The sequence below is a fragment of the Clostridium sp. genome (assembly GCF_021372645.1).
In the GTDB taxonomy this organism is placed as follows: domain Bacteria; phylum Bacillota; class Clostridia; order Clostridiales; family Clostridiaceae; genus Clostridium.
In genome coordinates this window covers 19,015-45,652 of sequence record NZ_JAJFUC010000068.1, presented here as the reverse complement: position 1 = coordinate 45,652, position 26,638 = coordinate 19,015, and the positions used below count along the sequence as shown (strand labels likewise).

The following is a 26,638-nucleotide window of genomic DNA, read 5'->3' as shown; positions in this document are numbered from 1 at the left end:
TTTAGAGCTCCTCTTATTTTAAATAAATTCCAATATCTTTAACACCTCTACTCCAATCTTTCTCTCAACTCCTTTATAAGGATAACAGTGAATATGAATAGCAGGGTTAAAGTTAAGTTCAATTATTGCATAGTTAGAGTTTTCATCACTATAATCTTCCAGCATCATATCAACACCACAAATTCTAGCATTTACTGCTTTAGCCGCATTTACTGCTATAGTCTTAAACTTTTCTGGAATATCATCAGTATAATCTATACTGTCCCCTCCTGTGCTTATATTAGAATTTTCTCTTAAGTAAACTACTTCATCTTTTTCTGGGATATAATTAAAATCTTTATTTTGTTGTTTTAAAAATAACTCTGCATTTTCATCTAAATTTATTTTTTCAAGTGGTGTCACATAATGATATCCTCGGAGTGGATCTTGATTTTTTACTTCTACTAGTTCCTTTATAGATTTTATTCCATCACCTTTAACATTAGCTGGTACTCTATGAAGTATTCCAACAACCTTATCATCTATAACTAAGAACCTATATTCTTTCCCCTTCATAAATTCTTCAATAAGAACTGTATTATCATGTTTAAATGCAAGCTCAAAAGCTTTTTTAATGCTTTCTTCATCTGTACCATCTTTAAATATACTTATACCTATTCCAAAATTAGTTGATTTAGGCTTAATTACTATTGGCATATTAATAAAATCATTTATTACATTCATAGCTTCGTCCATAGAATTAACTTCTATTCCTTCTGGAACTTTAATGTTACTTCCTAAAAGTACTTTTTTTGTAACACTCTTATTTTCCATAATTAAAACAGTCACATAATTATCTTTTGAAGTTTTAGTAGCTTGCTTAACATATTCTACTTGACCATTTTTCTTAAGAGAAATGAAATTCTCAGTCTTATCTAAAACTTCAGTCTTTATACCTCTTTTAATAGCTTCCTTCATTAAAATCTGAGTAGATAATTCTAATTTCTCATAGCCTTCTAATTTGAATCTATTATCATATGCACTTTTTTTATATTCTTTGGCTATATTTAAATGAGCATTAATATAGCCTTCTTCTTTAACTTTTTTTTCAATCTTATAAGCATAAGTTAATTTATAATTTTTAACTTTTTCAATCATTAAATTAATAACTTCCTCTTTTCCAAGATTAAGTTCTTTATTTAAATTTTTAATACTTTCTAAAATTTCTAATCCCCATTGCTCTTTTGAGATAAGTTCTCCATCTTTCTTTAATATAACATCATTTTGTCCAAACTTTGATATTATGTTTTGATTTTCTAATCCTTCTTCTTTCCATTTATCATAATCACTTTCTTCATTTATAAGCAAAAATAAGTTAAATAATTGAAGAAAATATAAATCATTTAAACCTATCCCACCTTTTTCAAATGGATTAATATCAATACTTCTATACTCCAAATATTGGATTCCATCTTTGCTAAGAGAATTCATAAAATTATTGACATCAGTAGGTTTAAGTCTTATAGAACTATAAAGTTCTTTATGGCTATCTATAAGTTTATCAGTTATAAAACCTTTTAAACTTTCAATATAATCCTCTACAGAAGTATAGTTTGGATATAAATCAACTTTATTTTTATAACCACATTCACTATTTCTATAAGAAAGCGCCCCTTCATTAGAAAAGCCATCACTTACCACTTTTTTAGATGAATTTACGCAATTCTTTATATAGCTTTTGTCAACAACACCACTTGCGCCTAAAAGATATATAATAAGCCATCTATACCTTAGATAATTCCTCGCAATTTTTAAATAAATATTATTTTTAAATTCCTTATATTCTAATTTTTGATTTTTATAATTTGTATTCTTAAAAAGTTCACTACCAGTTTGACTATTATACAACTTATTAATTAATTCATCATTAAAAGAAAAATTATAATGTATACCACATATAAGTTGCTTTTTCCCTCCATATTTTGCAATTAAATTTTCTCTATATAATCTTGCTTCATTACCCTTGTCATTTCTGCTATATTCTGAAACTTTAATTTTGTTATCCTCTAGTACTATACTAGGCATGGATTGTGGCCATAAATATTCATCTCCAATCTCCATTGCTACAATATCATAAAGTAAATTTGCAAAATTATAAGTTTCTTCTACATTTTTAAATGGTGGAGTTATTACCTCTATCTGACTTTCTGCAAAATCTGTAGTTATATAACTATTATCAACCTTATCGCCAAATACACTTGGATGATTTTTTAGTGATAATTCCCCTTTATCATTAACTCTTAAACCTTCTCTTTCTATACCATAATTCCCACTTAATAATTCATGCGTATTAAATAATTCTTTAAGTTTATTTAACATTTTCTGCCTCCCCCTACTCTCTTTATATACCTTTTATAATTATTTAAACTTTCTTTTCACTTCAATCCTATATAATAAATACGCTACACTACCCTTTAAAATACTAGATACTGAAATACTTATCCAAATACCAGTTAATCCAAAAGGTTTTATTAAAACTAAGGCCATTGGAATTCTTAAACTAGTAAATACAATACTAATAATAGATGATATCTTAGGCTTACCAATGCCTGTAAACAATCCATTTGAGACAGTTTCTATAGTACTAAATATTTGTGAAAAAGCTACGACTTGTAAATACGCTTTTGCAATAACTATAGTATTTTCATCTCTAACAAATAATTTAATTAACGGCGTATTTAAAAATATAAATATAAATCCCATTAACAAAGAATAAATTATTCCAATTTTCAAAGCTGCATTATATCCTTCTTTTATTCTGCTATATTTTTTAGCACCAAAATTTTGTCCAGTGAAAGCTGCTATTGCACCCTGTAGTCCTCCAATAACCATATACGTAATTGATTCAATTTGAAGTCCTATTTTTTGAGCTGCTATAGCATCTGATCCAAATACCGCTATAATTCTTGCGAGGAAAATATTAATTACAGTAAATAAAATTCTTTGAAAAGCCATAGGAAATCCTAAAATTATTATTTCCTTTACTTTTTTATAATTAATTTTAATACTAAAATTAAATTTAAGCATACCTGAAGATTTAATTAAATATAATGAAAACATTACAATATTAGCTAACATAGTAGCAATTGCTGCCCCTAAAACTCCAAGTTTAAATACGTAAATAAATATAGGATCTAATATAACATTTAAAATTACTCCTATAGCATTAATTTTAAATGCTAATTTATTATTACCAAAGCTACCCAGTATTCTTGCATATAACAAATTAAAAAATGCAAAAAGAATAGTAGGACCACTTAAAGCCAAATATAGATAAGCATCTTTCTCAACTGTACTATTTCCAAGATGTAAAAATCCTATAAGACCTTTTCCACCTAAAATGAGTACAAGTCCAAAAATAAATCCAATTATAATATTAATTAAAAGTCCTGCATTAATGTATTCTTTAACTTCTTTTTCTTCTTTTTTACCTATTGCATGAGCAACTTTTATTCCAGTTCCAATAATCACTAATGAATTTATAGAATATCCAAGTCCTATATAAAAGCTTGATGAACCTATACTTGCAACTGCATTACTACCAAGTCCTCCAACCCACAACATATTAACTAAATTATACGTAAATTGTAGCAAAGAACTTCCCATTATAGGTACAGATAATGTTGTTAGAACTTTTATAGATCTACCTTCTGTCAAATCTATTTTCTTCATTTTATCTCCATTCATATTTAAGATTAACTATGGCTAATTCATTCTCAAAATTCTTATACCATAGCATTTCTATAAATACCAATATATTTTTCTATATTTTATCATGTTCATTCGTGCAAATATCACTCTTTCCATCTTTGTAACCTTTATGATCATCATTTATGTTATTATCATCACAGTGCTATTTTTGACTATTACATATGCAGTTTTCTTTTTCCGTAATTAATTTCAATAAAAATAATACTAATTTATTACCATTATTCACTTTTAGTTTATAATAATTCCATATACCATCTTTTCTAGCCTCAATTAAGCCACAATCCATCAAAACTTTCATGTGATGAGACAATGTAGGTTGCGTAAATTTAAAACTTTCTAATATATTGCAAGCACACTTTTCACCACAAGATAATAAATCAATTATCTTAAGCCTATTAGGATCACTCAAAGCTTTTAATATTTTTGCATTTGCTTCATATTCAGAATTCATATTATGCTCCTTTCTCAAGATTATCCATTTTAATAATCTATGCTTATAGTATAGATATTCATCTATGTGTAGTCAATGTTTTTCTTTTTTTAATCCATTATCCTATAATTATATATATGCTTGTCTATTAATCATTATATTTTCATCAAGATTAATATCTTAATATTCTATATATTTTCTCTCAATTTTCCTCATCAAAAAAGAGCTAAGGCTATTGTACCTCAACCCTTTTTTACTTGAGTTAGTCATTCTTTTCATTTAATTTTTCTTATTTTTTCTCTTTGTTATATATGTTGCCACAAGTGTTGATTAATCAATTTCTCACTTCAAATTCTTACCATAATAATCAGTAAATTCAACTACTCTAAATCTATTTTGAGTTTTTTAGTGTTTGTTTCTAAATAACACGTAATATCTTGAATTACAGAAGAATTTTCTACTTCTAAGCTTTTCTCATTCTATTATGAAAATCACTTAATGATGTACTTTCATTTTTTACATTAATTATTTTAGGTATATTTTTATTTTCAATTTCAGGAATTGATTTTTTTATCAATTCTCCTATATTTACATTTACTTGTGATACTGCAATCTCACTTAGGGCTTCTATCTTATACAAATTTAGTTAATATTCAACCATTCTTCTTTATTTGACATATTATTAACTAATATATATTATTAATAATATATATTAGTTAATTTTCACTAATTTACTATATTACATCATCGCAACAATCCAATTATTATCAAATTAATAACAGCTTAGTATAGGAGGTTACAACTTTAAAAAATGATAAAAATTAACTCTTACGAAAGCAAGAAAAAGAAGCATTATTTATTTTTCTTAAAAAAATTTCTTAGCAAAAATGAAGTCAGTGCAAATAGTCTCGCTTTGAAGATAACATATATTTATATTTTAATATCATCATTATGGATATTATTCTCTGATAAAATGGTAATGGCCATATTTCATAACAGCTCACTCACTTTGACTATAAGTATTGTTAAAGGATGGATTTTTGTACTTGTGACTTCGGTAATAAATTTCCAACTTATAAAAAATTTCTTAACTAAATTGATAGATTCAAAAAATAAAATAGAAATGTCAAATATATTATTATCTGCAATTTTAGAAAGTTCTCCAGATGTAATAGTTTTTTCTTTAGATACAAATTATTGCTATACCGCTTTTAATAATATACACAAAAAAGTTATTTTAAATATATGGAAAAAAGAAATAAAAAAAGGTATGAATATGTTAGATGTTATTGGTTATGATGAAGACCGCAAAAAAGCAAGAGAAAACTTTGACAGGGCTTTGAATGGTGAAAGTTTTAGTATTGTAGAGGAATATGGTGATAATAAATATTCTCGTTTATATTGGCAAGACTATTACTCTCCAATAATCTCAAGTGATGGAAAAGTAATTGGATTAACTTGCTTTGTACTTAACATTACAGCACTTAAAAAGGCGGAAGAACGTAATATATTTTTAAGTTATCATGATGAATTGACTGGACTTTATAACAGAAGGTTTTATGAAGAACAATTAAAACAAATGGATACCGAAAGTAACTATCCGATTTCTGTTATTATGGCAGATGTGAATGGTTTAAAATTCACCAATGATGTATTTGGACATACAGAGGGAGATAAGCTTATTAAAGCTTTTGCAGAAGTTTTAAAGCAAAACTGCCGAAAACAAGACGTTGTTGCAAGAATTGGCGGTGATGAATTTTATATATTGCTTCCTAAAACAAGCTCTATACAATTAGAAAAAATAATCAGTAAAATTCAAAAATCCATATCAATTCAACACCTTGATAAAGGTATTTTATCAGTTTCATTTGGTTTTGCGACAAAATATAATGCTAATGAATTACTTGAAGAAGTATATAATAAGGCTGATGATTATATGTATAGTCAAAAGCTTCTTGGTAGAGATGTTTTTGAAATTAATCTAATAAAACATTTGAATTCAATCTTATATGATAAAAATTTAGTAGAACAATTACATGGTAAAGAAGTAAGTTCTCTTAGTAAAAGGTTAGGCATTGCATTAGATTTGAGTCAAGATGAAGTTGACCAACTTGAATTAGCCGGCTTATTACACGACATCGGAAAAGTAGATATTGATTACAAAATTTTATCAAAACCTAATAACCTCAATGAATACGAATGGAAAGAAGTAAAACGCCATTGTGAAATTGGATATAAAATACTTAATTATTTAAATAAATATAAAAATATAGCTGAATGCGTGTTATATCATCACGAGAGAATAGATGGCAAGGGATACCCCAAAGGACTTAAGGGTACTAAAATCCCTCTCTTCTCAAGGATTATTCATATTGTCGATGCTTACCAATCAATGACTTCTAATAATACATATGGGAATACATTAAATATTGAAGATGCTATAAACGAGCTAAAAATAAATGCAGGTACTCAATTTGATGCATATATTGCACAAGTATTCGTTGAAAAAGTTTTAGAACTAAATTGGAACTAATTTCAAAAAAATTCAATACTTTATATCTATGATTCTGTTACCCATATGACATGATATTTTATGTCATGTACAATTTTATTACCTTGTATTATACTCGACCATACTAATTCAACATCCTTAGGAATTAGTATGGTCACATTTATAGTTTCTTAAAAGACTAAATACTTATACGTAAGCGTAAAAAATTAAGTATCTAGATAGCCTGTCCTCTCATTGATAAAGTTAAATTAAATAATTATTAATGGGAGGACTAATATGTCTAGAAAATTAGATAATGCCAGTTGGGAAGAATGCATCAATAAATTTAATTCCTATAAAGGCACAATAACTTTAAAAGATTTTTGTATAGAAAATAAACTTTCCAAAAGCCAATTTTATTATCATAAAAAAAGATTAACTACAACAAATCCTACAACACCTGTTTTTCATGCTGTTTCATTAAATACTAAGCAAGATAATATAGAAAAAAATATCTTAAATTCAAAGGAAGTTAAAATTACTATCGGAACTGCTAATATAACTATTCCGGTTAGTGAAACTACTTTAATATATTCAATAATCAAAGAGTTAGCTGCAAAATGTTAAATATAGATAAAGTAGAAAAAGTTTATCTTGCCTGCGGCTACACGGATTTAAGAAAAAGCATTGATGGACTAGTTATGATTGTCAAAAATCAATTCAAGTTAGATCCATTTGAAAAAGCATTATTTGTTTTTTGTAACAAGCAAATGGATAAATTAAAGATTCTCCACTTTGATGAAGGTTTTTGGTTATATTATCACCGTTTAGAAGCGAATCGCTTCAAATGGCCAATAACTACAGATGAAGCTCTAAAAGTAAATGTTGAAGAATTACGCTGGATTCTGAAAGGCTACGAAGTAAGAACAACGTCTAAATTTAAATCTATAAAATCAAGTAATTGCTTTTGAATAACAATCTTAAAAACCCTTGAAATGCCTTTATTTTCAAGGGTTTTTGTGGTATAATTAATTTATAAAATAGATGTTAAAGAGGTAATTATGAATCACGAAATTCTTACAAATGAACTTGATGAAACTACTAAATCGTTAATTGAAAAAGTTGAAGTTATGGAAAAAGAATTAAACTCAAAAGATGAAGAAATAAAAAAACTTAAAAATGAGTTAGAATTCTTAAAAGGTGTCATATCAAATAAAAATAGGAAGATATTTGGAGCGTCTAGTGAGCAAGTAGACGTAAACCAATTATCTCTTTTTAACGAAGCTGAAAAATTTAGTGATTCAAACGTAGAAGAACCTACTTTAGAGGAAATTACATATAAAAGATCTAAGAAAAATAATTACATAGGGAAAAAAGATAATTTAGCAAACTTAGAAAGAGTTATTATTGAACATAAATTAGAAGGTGATAATCTTAACTGCAGGGATTGTGGTGAACCACTTACGGAAATTGGAGTAAAATCTAGAAAAGAGATTATTAGATATATTCCTCCTAAGCTTGTAGTCGAAGAACACGTGATTTACAGCTATGCTTGTAAATCATGCGAAAAAGAAACAGGTGAGAGTAATATAATTTCAGCACCAATTCCACAAACTATTTTTTATAATAGCATGGCTTCTAATGAGTTAATTGCCCATACCATTATACTTAAATATCAGCATGCTATGCCACTTTATAGGCAAGAAACTTACTTTGATATGATGGGAGCTACCCTTTCAAGACAAACTCTATGTAACTGGACTATGTCCGCAGCGGAAGCTTTAGAACCAATATATAATCATATGAAAAAAGAATTACTTGATAGAAATTATATTCATGCTGATGAAACTACTCTTAAAGTAATTAATGATAATGGAAAAGATTCTAAATCTAAGAAATACATGTGGTTATACATGAATGAAACTGAATTAGGTCCAGTAATTTTGTATGATTACCAAAGCACTAGATCAAGCTCTTGTCCTAAAAGTTTCTTAGGAGATTTCAAAGGTTTTCTGCAAACTGATGGTTATAGTGGTTATAATTCCGTTAGCAACGCCACAAGAGTATATTGCCTAGCTCATATAAGAAGATACTTTCATAACATAATAGTTGATTTAGATGAAGAAGCCCTAAAAAATTCTAGAGCAATAATAGGGTTTAATTATTGTGAACAAATTTATAAACTAGAAAAAGAGCTTAGAGAATCTTATTCAAGTGATGAAAATTACTATGATGTTAGATTTAAAGTAAGATCTAAGCAATTAACACCAATCATAGATAAATTTATTGAATATGTTGAAATAGAAATCAAAAATGCTCTTCCAAGAAGTCCATTAGGTAAAGCACTTGAGTATGCTAAAAAGCATTTACCAGGATTAAAAAACGTATTATTAGATGGTTCTATAGAAGTTGACAATAATGCTGCTGAAAGAGCAATTAAGCCCTTTGTTATAGGAAGAAAAAACTTCTTGTTTGCAAATACGGCTAAAGGCGCCACTTCTAGTGCTACTATTTATAGCATTGTTGAAACTGCTAAGGCTAATAAACTAGTTATAGAAAGATACTTAGTTTATCTATTTGATAATCTATCTAAGATAGATTTATCCGATGGCGAAAGCCTAGAAAATCTTATGCCTTGGTCAAATAATATTCCTGAAAATATGAAGATTAAAGATAAGAAATAAAATTAATCCCAGTAAAGATAACTACCTTACTGGGATATTTTAATACATATGAAAATTTTAAAATAGGTACCAAAATTTTGACGCTTACTATTATTTAAGCCATATTTTTCAGATAATTCATTTATTCTATTTTCATATTCCTCTTTAGTATTATTTATTTTATAAGCTATATATTTAACTTCCACTGGTACATCTAATTTAAAAACTTCTTTTTCATTATAATTAAAACCAAAATATTTAAATAAATTAGTATTATTTATAAGTTCTATTGCTTCATCAGATGTTTTTACTGTCTTACTTAATTTATTATTTTTTATATTCTCTTGATAAAGATTTATGTCTATTTTACATTCATTTTTCAAATTTTGAATTACTTTTTGAAGCATATTAATATGGTCTATAAATTCTTTTGTAAATTCTTCATTTGTATCTTTCAATAATTTTTTATCATTTTTTAATAATGCTATTTCCTTATTTTGTTTATGCTTATTTATAGCTTTTCTATTTAACATTTTTTATTTTTCCTTTCTTTTTCACTTTTAATAATTTAAATTTAATACGAAAATCTACTTTACTATTAGTAGATATGATTTTTTCTATTTTGATTGTATATCTTAGCAAAATACATCTTAATGTATTGCTAAAACTTTGTGTTAAGCACTGCATTTTGAATAAATGGCAAAATTCAAATAATGTAAATCGAATGGAGCATCTTCAAATTGCTACCTGCTTTATATATGGAGTTGTTATATTTTAAATGCTCCATTTTGAGCTTATGAAACAAATTACTTTAAGTTAATATCACAAATAAAAATTTGAGACATTTACAAAACCTTGCTTTAACCACTACATTTGGAATAAGTGCCTAAATTTAAACAGATTAAATGGAATGGAGCATCTTCAATCGCTATTTGGTTTATATATAAGTTGGCATATCTTAAATGCTCCATTTAGGTTTATTACACCAGTTGCTTTGAGTTTAAATATTGCAAATAAAACTTTGGACTATTACTGACATGCTGATTTAATCACTGCACTTAAGATAACTGCTATAATTAAAACAGATTAAAACGAATGGAGCATTTTACAATCGCTATCTGGTTTATATTAAGTTACCATCTCTTAAATGCTCCATTTAGGCTTATTGCACCAGTTACTTTTAGTTTAATATTACAAATAGAACTTTGAAATATTACTGACATGCTGATTTAATCACTACACTTGAGATAACTGCCAACATTAAAACAGATTAAAACGAATGGAGCATTTTACAATAGCTATCTGGTTTATATATAAGTTACTCTCTCTTAAATGCTCTATTTAGATTTATTTCACAAATTACTTTAAGTTTTATATCATAAACAAAAACTTAAGGTATTGCTAAAACCTTGCTTTAAGCACTACATTTTGGATAAATGCTAAAATTAAAATAATGTAAATCGAATGGAGCATCTTCAAATTGCCATCTGCTTTTATATAGTTGTTATATTTTAAATGCTCCATTTTTGGTTTATGATATCAACTCACTTAGGTTTGTGATAACAACTTATCAGTAACTTAGCTCTTTAGATTTATATATTCTAAATCTTGAAATTGTAATTATATAAATAACATTACTTATATAACACAAGTTCTTTTCTATTTAACTCTTTAATATTTCAATGTTTATCAATTAGTTACCCGGAGGAATAGTAATTGATAGTCTTAACTATAATTTAATATGTGAAGTGGGATTTTTATAATTAACATTGATAATTAAAAGAATTATAAAAATAGTTATACGACCGACTTTTTGTACTTATTTTTTGCATGATAGATATTTACTACCTATCATGCATTTTTTAACTTTTGACCGCATCTCCAGAACTTAATAGATTTCTAATATACGTAACTAATAATTTCTTGATTTCAATTGCAGTAGCTTCAATTTCAGCATGCATCTCTTTTGTTATATACCCATTAATAAGAGCTATATCTAAATGGCATTGACTCTCACATAGACTTCCTATCGCAATAGACATAAATGATACCTCTCGCTTTTTATATAACTGCGAATTTCCTTCACATATCTGGGCGGCCACGCCCTCACTTGCGCGCAATAACTGCTGTTTCAGTATATATTCCTCGCAAGGTGGCAATGAATTTATTACTTCTAAACATTGTTTAATAAATTTCAAACTTAGCTGATAGGCTTTAAGCTTTCTGAAATCTTTAATTATAATATCTTTTTCTTCTAATTCCTCTAAATAATCAGTTTCAGCATCTATAATTGTCTTCATTTCTTTACTTCCTCCATTTTCTTTTTTAATCCAAAAACCATTTTTCTAATTTGTGATAGTTCATTCTTTTCAACTTTAGTCTTTAACAGCTTGTCTGCTTCGTAAGTCCACTTTAGAGCCTTATTCAGGTCATAGATGACGGAATTAAGGTATAAGCAATCTCCTGTACTTTTAGCAATATATTGTGCAATCCTGCTAATTGCTTTTTTTATCTTAAATCTATTAGATTCATCATAATCTTCATTTGTAGTTGCAACCTTATATAATTCCAAGGTTCTTTTGTAAACAATAAGACTTCTAAAGTCTTTAACAGAGTAATTCTCCATATCTCTTTTCTCCTTATTTTTAATAAAAAAAATAAGAGCTTGTTAATTAAATATAGACTATTAACACTCTAATAGTCTTTTCCTTTAAATAACAAACTCTTATTACAATCGTGAATACACATTCATGTACTAAGCCCTTTATGAACTAATTCAATATTAAATTATTTATTATATTTTACCATTAAATAAACATTATGTAAATACATATTTTGTATAATGTTTATCTTCATATAATAAATATATTTTCAATTGAACCCTTATCCCTTAATCCTGAATTCTTTAATTCTTCCCTTCTTAATTCTATACACCTAATTCTGCATCCCTTAATTCTAACTTACCCCTTTATCCTGAGAGCCAAAGAGCTTTGCTCTTTAGCTCTCTCCGTATTTTGACATAAAACTCTTTAGTGCATAACTCACTAAATCTTTGTTAGAAACAAAAGAATTATTTTTACAGAATTTATTCCAATCTAAATTAATCTGCGAATCTAATGTTATACTTCTCGTGGTAAGTTTTTCTCCACAAGTTCCTGCACTCATTCTTATATCAGATTTAGCATTTTTAAACTTATCATAATCTTGTATCATAGCTCTTAATACTGCTACTTCTTTGTCTGTAAAAGAGCTTGCTATATCTTCTTTTATAAACTTCTTAATGGATGCTACGTAGAAACAGCCTTGCTCTGCCATTTTTCCCGTGACCCATGTATAACTAAATCCTAAATCTGATATAGCTTCAGTGCCACCAGTTGAAATTTTATTATTTAGTAGTTCTATTTGTTCACTTAAAGTTAACCTTAAGAACTCTTCTTGTGCATTTTTATTCATTGTTTTCTTTGACATAATTAACTACCTCCAGTGTTATTCTTGATATTATGTTATACTGGAGGAGGTGAGATTTTATAACTATATTTATGCACTATATCTATTATTTGTGTTCTATTAATATTCCTTCTATACATAGTATAAACCAATCAACTTAACAGATTTCTCCTGTCATTCATGTTTTTTATACTATAAAATATTTATACATATTATTTTTATAGCTTTCAATATCCTCTTCTTTTATCAGAGACAAACTCCAATATTAGTTTTGCTTCAGAATATGAATCAATTAATGTTGGTCTAATCTCAAATTTACCAGCATACTTTATTAATTTGTTATATGCTTCCTCATCTTTTTTATAAATTTTAGAAAACTTAAATTCATAATTGTAATATTCCTCCATTTGTTTTTCTAAACACAAAAATGAAGTTCCATTCCCTTGAGTATAGCAAAATATTTTTTTCAATATGAAATATGATTTTTTATTTTCGTCTTCTCTATTTTTATTAACTTTGATATATGCCTGAAACTTATTTGAATCATTTACTTTAAAACTTCTTAATATTATTTCACCTTTAGAAATTCCGTTTTCTTCACATAATACATTTGCTTTTTTCATACATATTAATTTTATGTTTAAGAAATACGAATCTTTAGTTTCTAAAAGTCCCAGCTCTGTTTCAAAACTTTCTTTATTATTGATAACAAAATTAAAATGCTCTGCCTTTGTAAGATGATTTTCAATCTTAACTTCAATCCCATAATAATCAAAGCAGTCTAAAAACATTTTAAGGTTAAATTCTTGTCTCTTTTCTTTTTCCTTAAAATATACATTTAAAACCTTTCTAATGACTTCTAATTTTTCAGTATATATCTTGTCTACTTTTATATAGGTCTTAAATGCAATTCTCTTATCATTTCCTCTTCCAACCCATGTATTATCATCATATTCTAAATATCTTGTTTCTAATTCTTCCATAACATATCCCATCCTTTTATTTAATATTTTTGTATTTTTAACTTTAATCTTTTTAATTCCTCATTTATCTAATAATCTACTTCTATTTTTATTAAACCTTCTTCTCCATTGACAATATATTAAGTGATTTTAATGCTTTATAATTGTTGCGAATTCCCTGCTCCCATCATCCTTATTAAAGTCAGATGAGAGACTATCTAAATGCTCAAAACTCTCTACAGCCCTTGGCATAAGTTCTGACGCTGTGCAATTTTCAAAGAACAAAAAAAGGTCTTGCTTTAGAAATTTTATATTTATAGTTTGTTTATGGTGATTTTGGATTTAGACGCACTGGTTGTGCATCATTAAAAAATCTATTGAAACATTTTTTGTTTCACCATATTCAATTTCTATAAAATTTCTAAAACAAGACCAGCATTGCTAATCTTTAATTAAATTATGGATTTATTTTATAATATTTACCATAGCTTGTCAATATAGTTTATAAAAATAGTTATAACTTATTATGTATTAACTTAAATAAATTCAATTGCTATTATATGTCCAGTAGAAATAATATTGAGTTTCTATCAGGATAATCATATGAGATTGGCAAATCGTCTTTAGTTATTTCTTTAAATCCTACCTTTTTATAAAAACTATGTGACCTTGTAGCTACTGATGGAGTATCTAAAATTATTATAGATATCCCTCTTTCCTTTGCAAAACTTAACAAATAATTGTAAAGTAACGCACCCACACCATGCTCTTTTCCTCTATACTCGTTGTAAACAAAGAATTTTTTCAATACTGCTACTTTCTCACTTTTCCTTTGCAAACCTATTGACCCTATTACTTTACCATGCTCATTTAATGCAATCCAAAAACACCCGTCATCATTTATATAATTCTTAATTATATCCAAAATATCAGGTTGGTCTTCAATGCTGAGGTCAACCCCATATTCTACATTTTGAACATGTAAAATTAACTCAAGAACCTCTTGCTTGTATCTATCATCATAAATCTGTACCATGCTTATTCCTCCTCTGTTACTACTACAACTTAAAGTATTTTTGTAATTAATTACCATTAAAATTGCCCAAAGAAGGTGTACTACTTAATGCTCTTAATAATTACTGGTTCAAACCTATATTTCTGTGTAACATTAGGATATTTCATCTTATCTACTTCACTTAGAAATATATTAATAGGTCTTGCATATACCCCACAATCTCCATATAGTGCTTTATATATAACCACTTTTTCTCCTGTTTCTGTATGCTCTGCCATATCTATAAGCAAATACAAGTCACCCTTAAAATGTCTAAATATTTTTCCTTTTAATGCTATCAAATCTATATTTTGCATTTAATCACTCCTTAGTAAAATTAGAAGATTGCCTATTGTAATAATATAACTATAATCCATAATATATATTTTTTATGCCTTTACCAGTTTATTTCTAACCCTACGCCAACTTCTTTAACTGGCAAAGATTTATGTATTTCTGCTTTAACAACAAATGAAGTACAATGGCAAGGATATAATTCCTTTATGTTGTTCTTTTTTAGATAATCTATAGTTCTATTAACCTGTTCAGTTACTTCAAATAAATGAAATCCTCCTATAATTCCTAATACTCTATTATCTTTACATACTTGTTTTGCATATTCTATTATATTGCATATTCCACTATGAGAACATCCTGTAATAATATAAATACCATTTTCACTTTTATATACAAGTGCTGTATCATCCATAACATAATCATCCATTAAAGTTTTATCAACAATTTGTTTACCAATAGATTTTCTATTCTCAAAATTATTTATTTGTGGTATTTCCCCTAAAAAAGTTATATGTTTGCTAACTTTTTTAGGTTCTTTCGAAAGAATTAGATTGCATTTTTCTTTTAGTTCTTCTTGTAAAATAGGAGAACAAATTTTTAAATTGCCTATCACCTTTTCTTTAAATGTATCTGGGTGAGCAATAATAGAAACATTATTTTTATTATTTTGTTCAAAATAGTATTTTAATCCTCTTGTGTGGTCATCATGACCATGTGAAATAACAATAGTAGTTACATTTTCTAAATCTATGCCTAACGCATTTGAGTTTTTAATAAATAAATCAGAATATCCTACATCTAATAATAATCTAATATCTTCATCTTCAATATAATATGAAACAGCAGGTTCACCACAATAATATTGGTCAATGTATGTATTGTTATCTACTAAAACTTTTAGTTTCACTTTTTTTACCTCCTTCATCTAACATGATTAATCTGCGTATAAGATTATTACTGCTGTGCCACAATTTAGAATTTTGTGCACTATATGAACCAAAAATTATATTCACATCTCACATCTAAGTTATTCATTCAATTTTAAAGTTTTTAAAGTAGTATTTTTTGTCCTCATCAATGATTTCTCGTATTACTTTACAATGATTACCTACTGCTATAGAATTAGATGGAATATCTTTAGTTACAACACTACCAGAACCAATCACTACATTATCACCAATAGTAATTCCCGGATTTACAATAACACCGCCTCCTATCCAGACATTATCCCCTATAGTAATAGGAAAAGCATATTCAATTCCTGCATTTCGTGGTTCAAAATGAATTGGATGACCTGCTGTAAAAAGGCTTACGTTTGGTGCAAACAAAACATTATCTCCAATTGTAACCTTCGCACAGTCTAAAATAGTGCAATTGTAGTTAGTATAAAAATTTTCTCCAATAGAAATATTATACCCATAGTCACATCTAAATGGTGGCTCTATAAAGAAATTATCACTAACCTTACTAAATAATTTTTTTATAATTTCATTTCGCTTTTCAATTTCACTTGGACGTAAGGAATTAAATTCAAATATCATTTCTTTTGCATATTGACGTTCTCCTAATAGTTCTTCATCAAATGATTTATATGTTTTTCCAGTTAGCATTTTTTCTTTTTCCGTCATAAGTTATTTCCTCCCTGTTATATAAATAGCATTCGCCATAAATTACCATTGTGACACACTTTAAGAAGATGGTGAACTCAAAAACATTACATACGATTTGAAAAATACTGGTATTCATCATCATACTTAAATATTTTATACTTCCAAAGGTCGTTGTCAGAATAATCAGCAATTACTATAAATTCACCCTTATCTGTAAATACTTCATAAGACTCATTACCTAAATATTTTACTTTGCTTACTGTATAGTTATCAAAGTATTCACTTAGCTCCCCAGCATGAGATTTACTAAAACTTTGAATATCTATTCTGGTTAAATCCTTTAAATTATAAGGTGCTAAAAAACCAACATAACATAATATAAAACCTGATAGTATTACTGCTAAGACAATACAAATTATTTTCAAGCGCTTTTTCATTTTATTTCCCCCCAATTATAAAACAACTTATAAATTCACAATAAAAGAATATTCCAAATTAAAATCAAAAATACTTTTGAGATATTATGCTTTAAAAATCAATGTACATGTCTATGATGAATATCTGGTGAATGTTGATGATTATGTTCTATTACCGTGTGCGTATGTAAGTGTGAGTGATAATCCTTTACACTAATCTGCTCAGCAGAATGTTCATGACCATGGTGTCCATCATTATGATTATGTCTATGCTCATGTTCAATTACTTCATGTATATGATTATGCTGATGTTCTTCCTTTAGTAAAAGCACTGCTCCAATAATCATAATAGGTAATGATATAAAAAACATATTACTCGGAATATCACCTAATAAAATTAAAGATAAAACAGAACCAATAAATGGAGCAGTTCCAAATAATGCACTGGTTCTTGTGCTTCCTAAATCTCTCATAGCAAATACAAATAATACAATACTTAAACCATAGCAAAAAAATCCAATAATCATAGCTATTATTATAACTTTCAAGTCTGGGATTTGATTTTTTAGTATTATAGATAAAATAAGAGAAAATGAACCTGCTATAATTCCTTTTATTGTAACAATAGAAAATGGATTTTTCGAGGAAATATTCCTTGTAAAATTATTGTCAATTCCCCAACAAAAACAAGCCAAAATTATTCCTAAAGAACCTATTGAAAATCCCCATTGATTTTTTAAATCCCATGATAAAACAATACTTGCAAGCGTAATTAATACTACAGCACTTAAAATTTGTTTTCCTGCATTTTCTTTAAAAAAGATTATTGCAATTATCGTAGTTGCAACTCCTTCAAAATTTAACAACAGTGAAGCAGTTGAAGCAGGAGTTGTTTTAAGACTGCTTAACAGAATAATAGGTGCTATAATTCCCCCTGAAATAATTGCACCAAAGAGCCATATAAAATCCTTTTTCTTCAAAGGTGCTTCATTTATCACTTGTTTTTTTATTATTAAGTTAATAATCTGAAAAACTAACAAACCCAATCCACTACCGAGATATAAAAGTGAAGCAAGAGGAATGGGTTCAATTTGACCTAAAAGTATTTTTGTTATAGGAGCACTTGCTCCAAATAAAATTGATGCTAATAACGCCATGATAATTGGGTAAAATTTTGATTTATTCATTATTGCTTCTCACTGCCCTTCATACATAAATGAAATATAAAAACACTTCTCTTTAAATTAATTATAGAATATATTTTTGCAACTAATTTGTTCATTTAACTCACGTAAAAAATACACGCAAAACAATAATACCAATAACCGCCAAAGCAAAAATCCACGAAATTGGGTTTGCCCAGTTGACTGTCCATCCAATTCCGTATGCCTTTGGAACAAGAAAATTGGAATCCTCCTTATTACAGTAGAAAAAAATACCTTTCATTTTTCTGTAATCTTTAATTTCTTCTTTTGTCCATTTCCTTTTTACTATACTTAAATCTCTCTTTCTATAGTTGTTGTCCAATTTTTTTATAAATTACTAACAGATAGCAATTACTTCGCTTTTGATTATATATTGTTTCAGTTTTATTGGTAATTGTAGATTTTTTTGCCTATAAATAAATATATGATTACAACGAAAATACTTATAATCCAAACATACACTTTTAATATTTCCCCTACCTCAATAATTTAACCATTCTTCAGTTTGTAATTTAAAATGGACTATATTGGCTATTAAGCTAAAATCAGAATCTACACACAAAATTGCAAGGTTGTAGCAACTATAAACTCTTGATTATTACTCTTTTTAAGAATATTTAGAACTATCTATAATTAAATTTTATACTCATTATCTGTAACAAACCATATATCTTAAAACTGTTTTCAATTTTGATTTTTCAGTTTTTCGTGCATCTGAAAGATAAATTTCCCTATGTTTTAGAGTTATTATTTCAAGATTATTTTCTTTTATAAATTTTTTCATTTGTTCAAAACTTTGTGGTTCATCATCATACGGACCAATGTGCATCATTTGAACAGATAATCCATCTTCAATAGTTTCAAAAGTTACATCGTCTAATAAATGATGTGGTTTTTTCTTCCTAACATTTTCAAACGCTTTATTAACAACTTCTTGCGTTACAAAATCAGGTTGTCTAATCATTATGGTATACAACAATTCATCTTTATTTAATGTATTAAATTGTTTACCTTCTTCAGTTAAATCCCATATCCCCTCAAGTGGATAAACTGTATATTCAAAATAACCATCTGGTGTGTACCCTTGTTTTGGCATCATTCTAACAGCATAGGCTAAAGAATATAATATGCCTATTTTTTCAGAGAACTCTTCATCATTGGGATTTCCTTTTCCGCTTACCATAAAAAATTTTTGTTCTGGTACTGTTATTAAATCTGGTTTCTCTTTCGGTAAGTATAAATCTTTTTCTTGCTTTTTCCATTCAAATTTCATAATTTTCCTACTTTCTATTGAATTTATAGGTAAAATATATCACACTTAATATGACATTAGGTTGTCATATTACAATAAGAATTATATAAATAATTTTTACAATAATTTACTTTGTTACAACAACTAATTTAATAATTAAAAATATTAATAACACCCATACTAAAATAATTGGAATAGCAAAATACCATTTTTTAGGTTTTCCTTCACTCCATAAGTTTTCTGCTTCAAATTTACACTGCGTAAATATTTCTTCTGGTATAAATTTTATTGTTATTGCTATAAGTATTGGGACTAAAATTATGTCATCTAACAAACCTATTACTGGTATAAAATCAGGTATAATGTCAATAGGTGACAAGGCATATGCAATTGCAATTCCTGCAAAAATCTTTGCTATTACTGGTGTTTCTTTTTTATTCAAAGCAATAAATAAAGCAGGTATATCTGATTTTAATTTTTTTGCTCTATCTTTAAAATCCATTATTAATTTCCTCTCTTCATTATGCTACTTTTATTTCACACCCATTTACAATTACGTTTTAATCCAATATTATACTTTAAACTTTTTTAATTCAGATATAACATCTTTACCAAGCTGTCTTGTATTTTTGTGGTTTCCTGTTGAAGAGTTTAAATTTACGCTTAGTTTTTTCTCTTCAATTATTTTTCTTAGTAAAGGTTTAGCAATCTCATATTCTTGTTTTTCAAGATTAAACACCCTAATAGTACCGCTTTCATACATTTCAATAATATAATTTTTATTTTTAATATTGATTTCAATTGATTCTTTCATATGTTCTTCAGCATCATCATTAGAACTTAATCTCTTAGCTATACTTTTAGTTGTAGTTTCTATTATATGTCTTACAAATGCTTTTAAAGTATGTCTTATATATTCATTTATTGGATTAATTTCTGCATTGCTTTCATCCCTTAATAAATCAGTAATAATTTTAGTTATACAATTATCATTCTCATTAGACCAATTTATCCAGACCTTCTTGTTAGCTCCAAGTAATTCTTGGCTTAATTCATTATACTCCCTCTCATATTTTTCCTTTGCAAAATATGGTGTTAAAAATACCATTATTATTTCTATATTACTATCATCCTCAATATCATTCTGAATCCCTTCAAATTCTTCCTTAAATTGAGTAGTATCAACAGATTGATATTTAACTTTATTTTCAATACAAACCCTTTTAACTTCCTTAAACTCATACTCATTAATGTTCTTATTAAATTGTTTTATATTCAACCTAAGTTCAATATCTACTATTCTTTTTTTACCATTATCAATTTGATATGGGGACTCCAATAATACATCAATTTTTAAATTATTATCATTTATTAATTTATCAAAATCTGATGTATGATTCGTTTTTTCTGATACGAGCATTAAAAATCTTTTTAGAAAAACGTCACCTAAACCATGAGTTTGACTATCTGAAAGCAAAAAGGCTAACATTGCACTCATATTTTCTTCATTTATGCTACCTTTACCTTGACTAAGAACGTTAAAAATATTCATTTTCATCCCTCACTACTTTTATAAAAAATGTTTGCTATAATTATAGCTTAAATGCAATGACAATACCAATATCTTCTATTTAATATTGTATTTTCTTGTAAACTCCATATGATTTATAATTAAAATACTCTTAAACCTTTGATTTAAGCAAAAATAGAGTTCAAAACTAACTTTAATTTTGAACTCTATTTTTTTTCCTTAAAACAACCCTTTTAATTTTGACCTGCTTAATTTTCTTTTTATCTTTAAAAGTATTTATTTCATTTTAAAATGTTCATACCCTTTTGGTCCAAGTTCTTGTAATTTCCAATAATAATCATAATTACAAGTATAACTATCATCAGTTAAATAATATAATTTGTTTTTTATCCTATAAATTTCTTCTCCAGAATAATATCCCATAACCTCATAATCTGCTTCATTATAATCTACAAGCTTTTTTATTTCGTTTTCCAGCGAAGTACGTCCACTTCCGCTTAAAAGTATAACATCTTCGCCTTCAATCTCATCCTTTATTTGATTTAATATATTATCTACAGCCTGCTTTAACTCATTCTCTTCATCATACCAATAAATATCATTCAAGTTCTCATTAAATGTTTTATTAGCTAATTCTGCATCATCACATTCACATAATCCTACGTAACAATCTAAAAATACAGATGCATCTCCAAATTCACCATATAGATAGTATTCTCCATCATGTAAATCACTGGTCACGTATATTTTTAATTCTTCTATTTTACAAAAATCATCCATACCATCTATGCAACATATAGGTTGAATATCATATTCAGTCCATACAGCATCTTCGTAATTTCCATCTACCATTATATTTTTATCTTCTTTAGCTTCTATTAATAATTTTTTTAATTCTTCTGCTGTTAAATTTTCTAAATTCACTTTATATTCTGTAGTTAAAATGCTTACTGCTCTATTAGTAACCTTAATTCCATTGAATAATTTAACACTTTCCTTACATCCTGCTTTAATATTACTCATTATTTATTCCTCCACTTAATTTTTAACTTCTAAATCATCTAATTGAATCTTCAAGGTAATCTGGTGTTTCTGATATATATTTTTCAATAATTATTTGTATTTCCTTTAATTTATCAGCATCTTTAATAAGTTTATTTTTATTAAGAGCTTCATCTGAAATTATAATTCCATTCTCTTCTCTCAAATTTAAATATAAGTACTGAGCCTTACAAATGCTTTTTCTATCAAAAACTGCTTGTACAATATTATTTTCAAAATAAATATTAAATGAAAGTACCTTCTTTGAAGTTGTGTTGTCATCTATGCAAGCTAAGCTTTCATGAAGAAATTCTATCTTCTTATTTATAAGATTCTTAATCCATTCTTGATGATATTTCTCATATAGCTCTATTTCTTCTTCATCCCAAGCATTGATATCTGGTTCTTTTTCCTTATTACTATACCCTCTGTATTTTCTAACAGAATTACCCTCTACAACGGTATGCCATTCATTATCAAACATATTTTCTTCAGTAAACCAATTTATAGTACCGCTTGGATAATACCCTCTCGGCACCAATATTTTCTTAACTATATATTGTAACCACTCGTGGCCGCCATATGATTTTTCATTTCTATTCCATATTAACCCAATTCTATCTTCTGTAACGTTCCAAACGCCCCACAATTCAGGTTGTTGCATTGGAGGACGATTGTGGTCAATTACATACTTTTCTTCAAATTCTATTAATTTATTCCCCATTAATCCCTCTATACCAAAGAAAAACTCTCCTGCATTTCCTATTTCCTCTCTTCTTGCAATGCCATCTTCTTCTAATTTCTTAGCATCCCATATCATCCTTCTTGTTTTAACTAAACCCATAATTATTTCATAAGTTCTATCATCTAATGGCTTATCTATATTTACAATTCCTTCATAATAAATGTTGTATCCCATATTTTTATACTCCTTCGAATTTTTAATATTTTTATAATTCTCTTTATTTTACTTAGTTATTTATAAAATTTATAAATGTTTAAATAATTATATAACTTCCCTGAGTATCATTATAAAATTCTAAGCTCTATTCTGAGGTTTAAAGAAATTAAGTTGTCTACCTATAATAAAAACAAAAAAGGTCTATTTATTACAGGTAGACCAATGACTTTAAAAATAGTCTTCCATTAATTAAATAAACCTTCGTTACAAAACAGTTAATGTTATATAACTATACAAATAATCCTTTTTCTATATTTATTTTTTTCATTTTCCTAAAATCTCTATCTTAAATACTTTCGTCAAATCAATCTCGCTATCATAAATTGGAACCGCATCCTCATATACATCTATTTCTTCTGTATCTTTCAATATTATTATTTCTCTTTTTTAAACTTTATCAAAAATCATAATTTATTCCTGCGTCTACTATTCGTTTTGGTTATTTTTATTTTAAATTTTAATAACTATTTCTTTTTTCCAATGAATATATAGGAATTTAAGTTAAATTCCTATATATTCATTTATTTAATATTTTTTTATTTGTTCCAAACGAATTAAATCACTGTCCTTTTTTAAATACTTATTTATATCTATATCCATTTTTATTACCTCTTGGTCATACTTTAGCCCAAACATGCTATCATATTTGAATTTATGCATTTCATTACAATAAGGACAATACCAGTAATCTGTTTTGTAGTTAACAGGAATTGGTGGATATTTTATTAACTCTATGTCATCTGCTCCAATACCTAAAACGTAATAATATTCAAGGCTTGGTAACAGTATTTTTTCGTCCCAATTTACTGTATTATTTGTATCTGATATCAATATTACTGCCCCAGTAGAATTACATTTTTCACAAACTGTTCCATAACACATATCATTTATAATGAAATAGTTACATATCCCTCCATTAAACATACTTCCAACCGTCATAATACTTGGGATTTTTGATTCAATTAAAGTTTTAGCTCTATCTCTTTCCTCTTTATGTGCTTGCATTTCTGCATAAAATTCTTGTACAGTATAACAACTTGTTATTCCATCTATTCTCATAATATTTGACCAGTTTTCCTTAGCATTTTTTTCTAATTTTTCAAAATATCCATTCATGTTATTTCCTCCTAAACTTAAATTAAAATTATTTAAATTTCCTTTCAATTCAACTTAATGCGTTTATGCATTGCAAATTAAATCAGCATAATCAACAAGTTTTTTTGTAGTGTATTTCCTGTATATTGTATTAACTGTTTGATTATAATTTTCAAAAGACATTGACATTTGTTTTTCTATAGCTAATTTAAGTTTTCTTGAAAAAGCGGTTGGTAAGCCAACCAATCTGATGGATTTTAATATACCTGTATTCGCGTCTATCAAATATATATTAATCACTAACCCTTGTCCATCATTTATCTGCTCAATTTTAGTTAGGTTTTTCGATAACTTAACTGAATATGGTGCATCAATCCAGTTGATTCCTTCAAATTTGAATAGCATAAATATTGCTTCTCCTTCGGTATAGTATCCAATTTTAATTTTACCTTGCTTAATTGCTTGAATTTCATTATTTGAAGGTGTATTAAATCGTATTATCAAATTACATCCATTATCATCAATATCAAAAATAACACCTTCTTGATATTTAGTTACGCCTTCATTATATAATTTACCTATCTCAAATTTATTTAGCATAATTATCACTCCTCTGATTTTAAATTCTTATAATATTAATTTAGCTTCGCTACTAACTAAAATTTCAGTAGCAAAAATAGTCACATGACCTCTGTTTGTGCAGATAAAGATTTTAGGATTTATTCTGATGTTTAAAGAAATTAATTGGTCTACCTATAATAAATAAAACAAAAAAAAGGCCTATTTATTATAGGTAGACTGATTTCTGTGCAAATCGTCTTACCTTTAATTAAATAAACCTTCGTTACAAAATAATAAATATTAAGTAACTATACAAATAATCCTTTTTCTATATTCACTTTTTTATTTCCCTAAAATCTCTACCTTTAAAGAAAATCTCATTAAACATATATTACTTAAGTATTAAATTTGATTTTCTGATATCATTATACCAATATATTCATATTATGTAAACCCCTTTTATTGAATTAATTACAATAATTTCAATAAAAATAGTTTGCAACAAAGTTAAGGGATAAATCTTTTGCCCCTTATCCCTGTTTTTATCTTAATCTTGAATATTTTAATTCTGTTTTTCTTAATCCTTTATCCCTTAACCCTAATATTTATTTATCCCTTAATTCTGTACAAATAATCAGTGCGGTCGCAACAAAATTATATTGATTTCAATTCCTGTACTTTTCCTGCAATCTCCATCAGCTTATCCCTTAAACCTATTCTCTCTCTCCATCTTTCAGGTATATTTTCAAATCCATAATAAACTCCTGCTAATCCACCGGTTATTGCACCTATTGTATCTGCATCCCCACATAAATTCACTGCCTCACAAACTGCATCTTCAAATGTTGTAGTATTTATAAAACACCATAATGAACATATCATTGTATCTACTACATATCCACTTGGATTTAATTCCTCTTTCGACATTTTAAAAACTACATTATACTCTGGATATTCTTTTATAACATCTCTAATTACAGGAATCTTAGAACCGTCATTTATATATTTATTAACTAATTTGTTGTAAAATACACAAGCTCTTGTAGCTTTTTCGTCCCAATGTGTTAGCTTAGATTGTTTTTCTGTGATTTCAATCATCTTATTAATATTATCGTAAATTAGGGCTACTGGAATGCATCTCATTAAAGAACCATTTCCTGCACTCATGCCATTACTGTAATCATGTACAAATTTTGCAGTCTTTGACCAATCCTTACTTCTGCTATATTCTTTTAACGCAAATTCAATTATCTCTCCTATATCCTTTGGTTTGCTCAAATACCATTTCATAAATCTTTCACCAATATAATTAATAGGATTTTCTGGATTATCTAATATACCTTCTGCAACTGCAATGGTCATCATAGTATCATCTGTAACTTCTCCTGCATCTAAATCCCAATATCCACCGCCAATAATATCTTTTAAATATCCATATTTCTTTTTACCTTCTTCTTGTGTTAAAAACTCCAAAGTTCCTCCAAGAGCGTCACCACAAGCAACTCCAAATAAACCGCCTAAAATTCGTGAATACTTTTCCATAAAACCTCCAATAATAATAGAATTAAGGATATAAGAATTACTTTAACATTCTCATATCCCTTAAACCTCCTATTTTTGTCCCTTAAACCTATTATTTTTCTAAATCATCAATATCAATTTGATTGAAAATTTCTTTTAACTGTTTTAGTTCATCACTACTTAATGTGATACCCTTACCCATTTTTACATGAGCTTCATCCCAATCTCTAATATCAATTTTAGGCTTTCTATCATTCCAGCTAATTAAATTTACTTCTCGCTTCCAACCTTTAGCACCTTCTGATAAAACTCCAATGTTCTTAATAATATCAAATTTTATATCTGCCATAA

29 protein-coding genes are annotated in these 26,638 nt (G+C 27.2%); 4 read left to right on the top strand and 25 right to left on the bottom strand.

Annotated elements, in window-relative coordinates; genetic code table 11:
- Window positions 1-18 precede the first annotated feature (18 nt).
- From gshAB to LLF98_RS11315, 4 genes are all read right to left on the bottom strand, one after another.
- Window positions 19-2,358, bottom strand: a complete 2,340-nt coding sequence (gene gshAB, locus LLF98_RS11330) for a bifunctional glutamate--cysteine ligase GshA/glutathione synthetase GshB (protein ID WP_291703635.1) — start codon at window positions 2,356-2,358, stop codon at window positions 19-21.
- A gap of 39 nt (window positions 2,359-2,397) precedes the next feature.
- The gene (locus LLF98_RS11325) at window positions 2,398-3,711 is read right to left on the bottom strand and encodes an MATE family efflux transporter (RefSeq protein WP_291703633.1); all 1,314 of its coding nucleotides are present in this window, start codon (window positions 3,709-3,711) and stop codon (window positions 2,398-2,400) included.
- 181 nt (window positions 3,712-3,892) lie between these two features.
- The gene (locus LLF98_RS11320) at window positions 3,893-4,201 is read right to left on the bottom strand and encodes a metalloregulator ArsR/SmtB family transcription factor (RefSeq protein ID WP_291703631.1); all 309 of its coding nucleotides are present in this window, start codon (window positions 4,199-4,201) and stop codon (window positions 3,893-3,895) included.
- A 442-nt stretch (window positions 4,202-4,643) separates the two neighbouring features.
- Window positions 4,644-4,820 (bottom strand): hypothetical protein, encoded by a 177-nt coding sequence (locus LLF98_RS11315; protein WP_291703629.1) that lies wholly within the window; start codon window positions 4,818-4,820, stop codon window positions 4,644-4,646.
- Window positions 4,821-5,228: 408 nt separating this feature from the next.
- Between LLF98_RS11315 and LLF98_RS11310 the strand changes: the two genes are divergently transcribed.
- The 4 genes from LLF98_RS11310 (at window position 5,229) to LLF98_RS11295 (ending at window position 9,355) form a co-directional block, all read left to right on the top strand.
- Window positions 5,229-6,713 (top strand): diguanylate cyclase, encoded by a 1,485-nt coding sequence (locus LLF98_RS11310; RefSeq protein WP_291703627.1) that lies wholly within the window; start codon window positions 5,229-5,231, stop codon window positions 6,711-6,713.
- A 255-nt stretch (window positions 6,714-6,968) separates the two neighbouring features.
- Window positions 6,969-7,298, top strand: coding sequence for a hypothetical protein (locus tag LLF98_RS11305; RefSeq protein WP_291703626.1), 330 nt, complete (start codon window positions 6,969-6,971; stop codon window positions 7,296-7,298).
- Entirely contained in the window at window positions 7,292-7,642 is a 351-nt protein-coding gene (gene tnpB / locus LLF98_RS11300) for an IS66 family insertion sequence element accessory protein TnpB (RefSeq protein ID WP_291703624.1), read from the top strand. The genes LLF98_RS11305 and tnpB overlap by 7 nt, the downstream gene beginning before the upstream one ends.
- Window positions 7,643-7,732: 90 nt before the next feature.
- On the top strand, window positions 7,733-9,355 hold the full coding sequence (locus LLF98_RS11295; protein ID WP_291703622.1) for an IS66 family transposase: 1,623 nt from the start codon (window positions 7,733-7,735) through the stop codon (window positions 9,353-9,355).
- 26 nt (window positions 9,356-9,381) lie between these two features.
- Here the strand turns inward: LLF98_RS11295 and LLF98_RS11290 are convergent, their stop codons facing one another.
- From LLF98_RS11290 to LLF98_RS11190, 21 genes are all read right to left on the bottom strand, one after another.
- Window positions 9,382-9,867 (bottom strand): hypothetical protein, encoded by a 486-nt coding sequence (locus LLF98_RS11290; protein WP_291703620.1) that lies wholly within the window; start codon window positions 9,865-9,867, stop codon window positions 9,382-9,384.
- Between the two features lie 1,329 nt (window positions 9,868-11,196).
- On the bottom strand, window positions 11,197-11,634 hold the full coding sequence (locus LLF98_RS11285; protein WP_291703618.1) for a four helix bundle protein: 438 nt from the start codon (window positions 11,632-11,634) through the stop codon (window positions 11,197-11,199).
- Window positions 11,631-11,960, bottom strand: a complete 330-nt coding sequence (locus LLF98_RS11280) for a hypothetical protein (RefSeq protein WP_291703617.1) — start codon at window positions 11,958-11,960, stop codon at window positions 11,631-11,633. The genes LLF98_RS11285 and LLF98_RS11280 overlap by 4 nt, the downstream gene beginning before the upstream one ends.
- Before the next feature lie 371 nt (window positions 11,961-12,331).
- Window positions 12,332-12,802 carry a hypothetical protein gene (locus LLF98_RS11275; protein WP_291703615.1) on the bottom strand — a complete coding sequence of 157 codons (471 nt, stop codon included), beginning with the start codon at window positions 12,800-12,802 and terminating at the stop codon, window positions 12,332-12,334.
- A gap of 206 nt (window positions 12,803-13,008) precedes the next feature.
- A complete protein-coding gene (locus tag LLF98_RS11270; RefSeq protein WP_291703613.1) occupies window positions 13,009-13,764 on the bottom strand; it encodes a hypothetical protein in 756 nt (251 codons plus the stop codon).
- 535 nt (window positions 13,765-14,299) lie between these two features.
- Complete coding sequence (locus tag LLF98_RS11265; RefSeq protein WP_291703611.1) at window positions 14,300-14,779, bottom strand: GNAT family N-acetyltransferase; 480 nt, start codon at window positions 14,777-14,779, stop codon at window positions 14,300-14,302.
- Window positions 14,780-14,859: 80 nt separating this feature from the next.
- The gene (locus LLF98_RS11260; RefSeq protein WP_291703609.1) at window positions 14,860-15,114 is read right to left on the bottom strand and encodes a DUF1653 domain-containing protein; all 255 of its coding nucleotides are present in this window, start codon (window positions 15,112-15,114) and stop codon (window positions 14,860-14,862) included.
- An 80-nt stretch (window positions 15,115-15,194) separates the two neighbouring features.
- The gene (locus LLF98_RS11255; protein ID WP_291703607.1) at window positions 15,195-16,001 is read right to left on the bottom strand and encodes an MBL fold metallo-hydrolase; all 807 of its coding nucleotides are present in this window, start codon (window positions 15,999-16,001) and stop codon (window positions 15,195-15,197) included.
- Window positions 16,002-16,125: 124 nt separating this feature from the next.
- A complete protein-coding gene (locus tag LLF98_RS11250; RefSeq protein ID WP_291703606.1) occupies window positions 16,126-16,722 on the bottom strand; it encodes a sugar O-acetyltransferase in 597 nt (198 codons plus the stop codon).
- A gap of 86 nt (window positions 16,723-16,808) precedes the next feature.
- Window positions 16,809-17,141: a hypothetical protein gene (locus tag LLF98_RS11245; RefSeq protein WP_291703605.1), complete on the bottom strand. Its 333-nt coding sequence runs from the start codon at window positions 17,139-17,141 to the stop codon at window positions 16,809-16,811.
- Between the two features lie 98 nt (window positions 17,142-17,239).
- Window positions 17,240-18,307, bottom strand: a complete 1,068-nt coding sequence (locus LLF98_RS11240; protein WP_291703604.1) for a DMT family transporter — start codon at window positions 18,305-18,307, stop codon at window positions 17,240-17,242.
- A 100-nt stretch (window positions 18,308-18,407) separates the two neighbouring features.
- On the bottom strand, window positions 18,408-18,566 hold the full coding sequence (locus tag LLF98_RS11235; protein ID WP_291703657.1) for a DUF5808 domain-containing protein: 159 nt from the start codon (window positions 18,564-18,566) through the stop codon (window positions 18,408-18,410).
- Window positions 18,567-18,974: 408 nt separating this feature from the next.
- Window positions 18,975-19,598 (bottom strand): GyrI-like domain-containing protein, encoded by a 624-nt coding sequence (locus tag LLF98_RS11230; RefSeq protein WP_291703602.1) that lies wholly within the window; start codon window positions 19,596-19,598, stop codon window positions 18,975-18,977.
- A gap of 106 nt (window positions 19,599-19,704) precedes the next feature.
- On the bottom strand, window positions 19,705-20,079 hold the full coding sequence (locus LLF98_RS11225) for a DUF1232 domain-containing protein (RefSeq protein WP_291703600.1): 375 nt from the start codon (window positions 20,077-20,079) through the stop codon (window positions 19,705-19,707).
- A gap of 69 nt (window positions 20,080-20,148) precedes the next feature.
- Window positions 20,149-21,129, bottom strand: a complete 981-nt coding sequence (locus LLF98_RS11220) for a PD-(D/E)XK nuclease family protein (RefSeq protein WP_291703598.1) — start codon at window positions 21,127-21,129, stop codon at window positions 20,149-20,151.
- Between the two features lie 255 nt (window positions 21,130-21,384).
- Entirely contained in the window at window positions 21,385-22,131 is a 747-nt protein-coding gene (locus tag LLF98_RS11215; protein WP_291703596.1) for a hypothetical protein, read from the bottom strand.
- Window positions 22,132-22,165: 34 nt separating this feature from the next.
- Window positions 22,166-23,068 (bottom strand): hypothetical protein, encoded by a 903-nt coding sequence (locus LLF98_RS11210; RefSeq protein ID WP_291703594.1) that lies wholly within the window; start codon window positions 23,066-23,068, stop codon window positions 22,166-22,168.
- 567 nt (window positions 23,069-23,635) lie between these two features.
- Window positions 23,636-24,226: a hypothetical protein gene (locus LLF98_RS11205; RefSeq protein WP_291703593.1), complete on the bottom strand. Its 591-nt coding sequence runs from the start codon at window positions 24,224-24,226 to the stop codon at window positions 23,636-23,638.
- A 63-nt stretch (window positions 24,227-24,289) separates the two neighbouring features.
- Window positions 24,290-24,805 carry a hypothetical protein gene (locus tag LLF98_RS11200; RefSeq protein ID WP_291703592.1) on the bottom strand — a complete coding sequence of 172 codons (516 nt, stop codon included), beginning with the start codon at window positions 24,803-24,805 and terminating at the stop codon, window positions 24,290-24,292.
- Window positions 24,806-25,420: 615 nt separating this feature from the next.
- Window positions 25,421-26,308 carry an ADP-ribosylglycohydrolase family protein gene (locus LLF98_RS11195; protein WP_291703591.1) on the bottom strand — a complete coding sequence of 296 codons (888 nt, stop codon included), beginning with the start codon at window positions 26,306-26,308 and terminating at the stop codon, window positions 25,421-25,423.
- A 91-nt stretch (window positions 26,309-26,399) separates the two neighbouring features.
- Window positions 26,400-26,636, bottom strand: coding sequence for a PC4/YdbC family ssDNA-binding protein (locus LLF98_RS11190; RefSeq protein ID WP_291703589.1), 237 nt, complete (start codon window positions 26,634-26,636; stop codon window positions 26,400-26,402).
- Window positions 26,637-26,638: the final 2 nt, after the last annotated feature.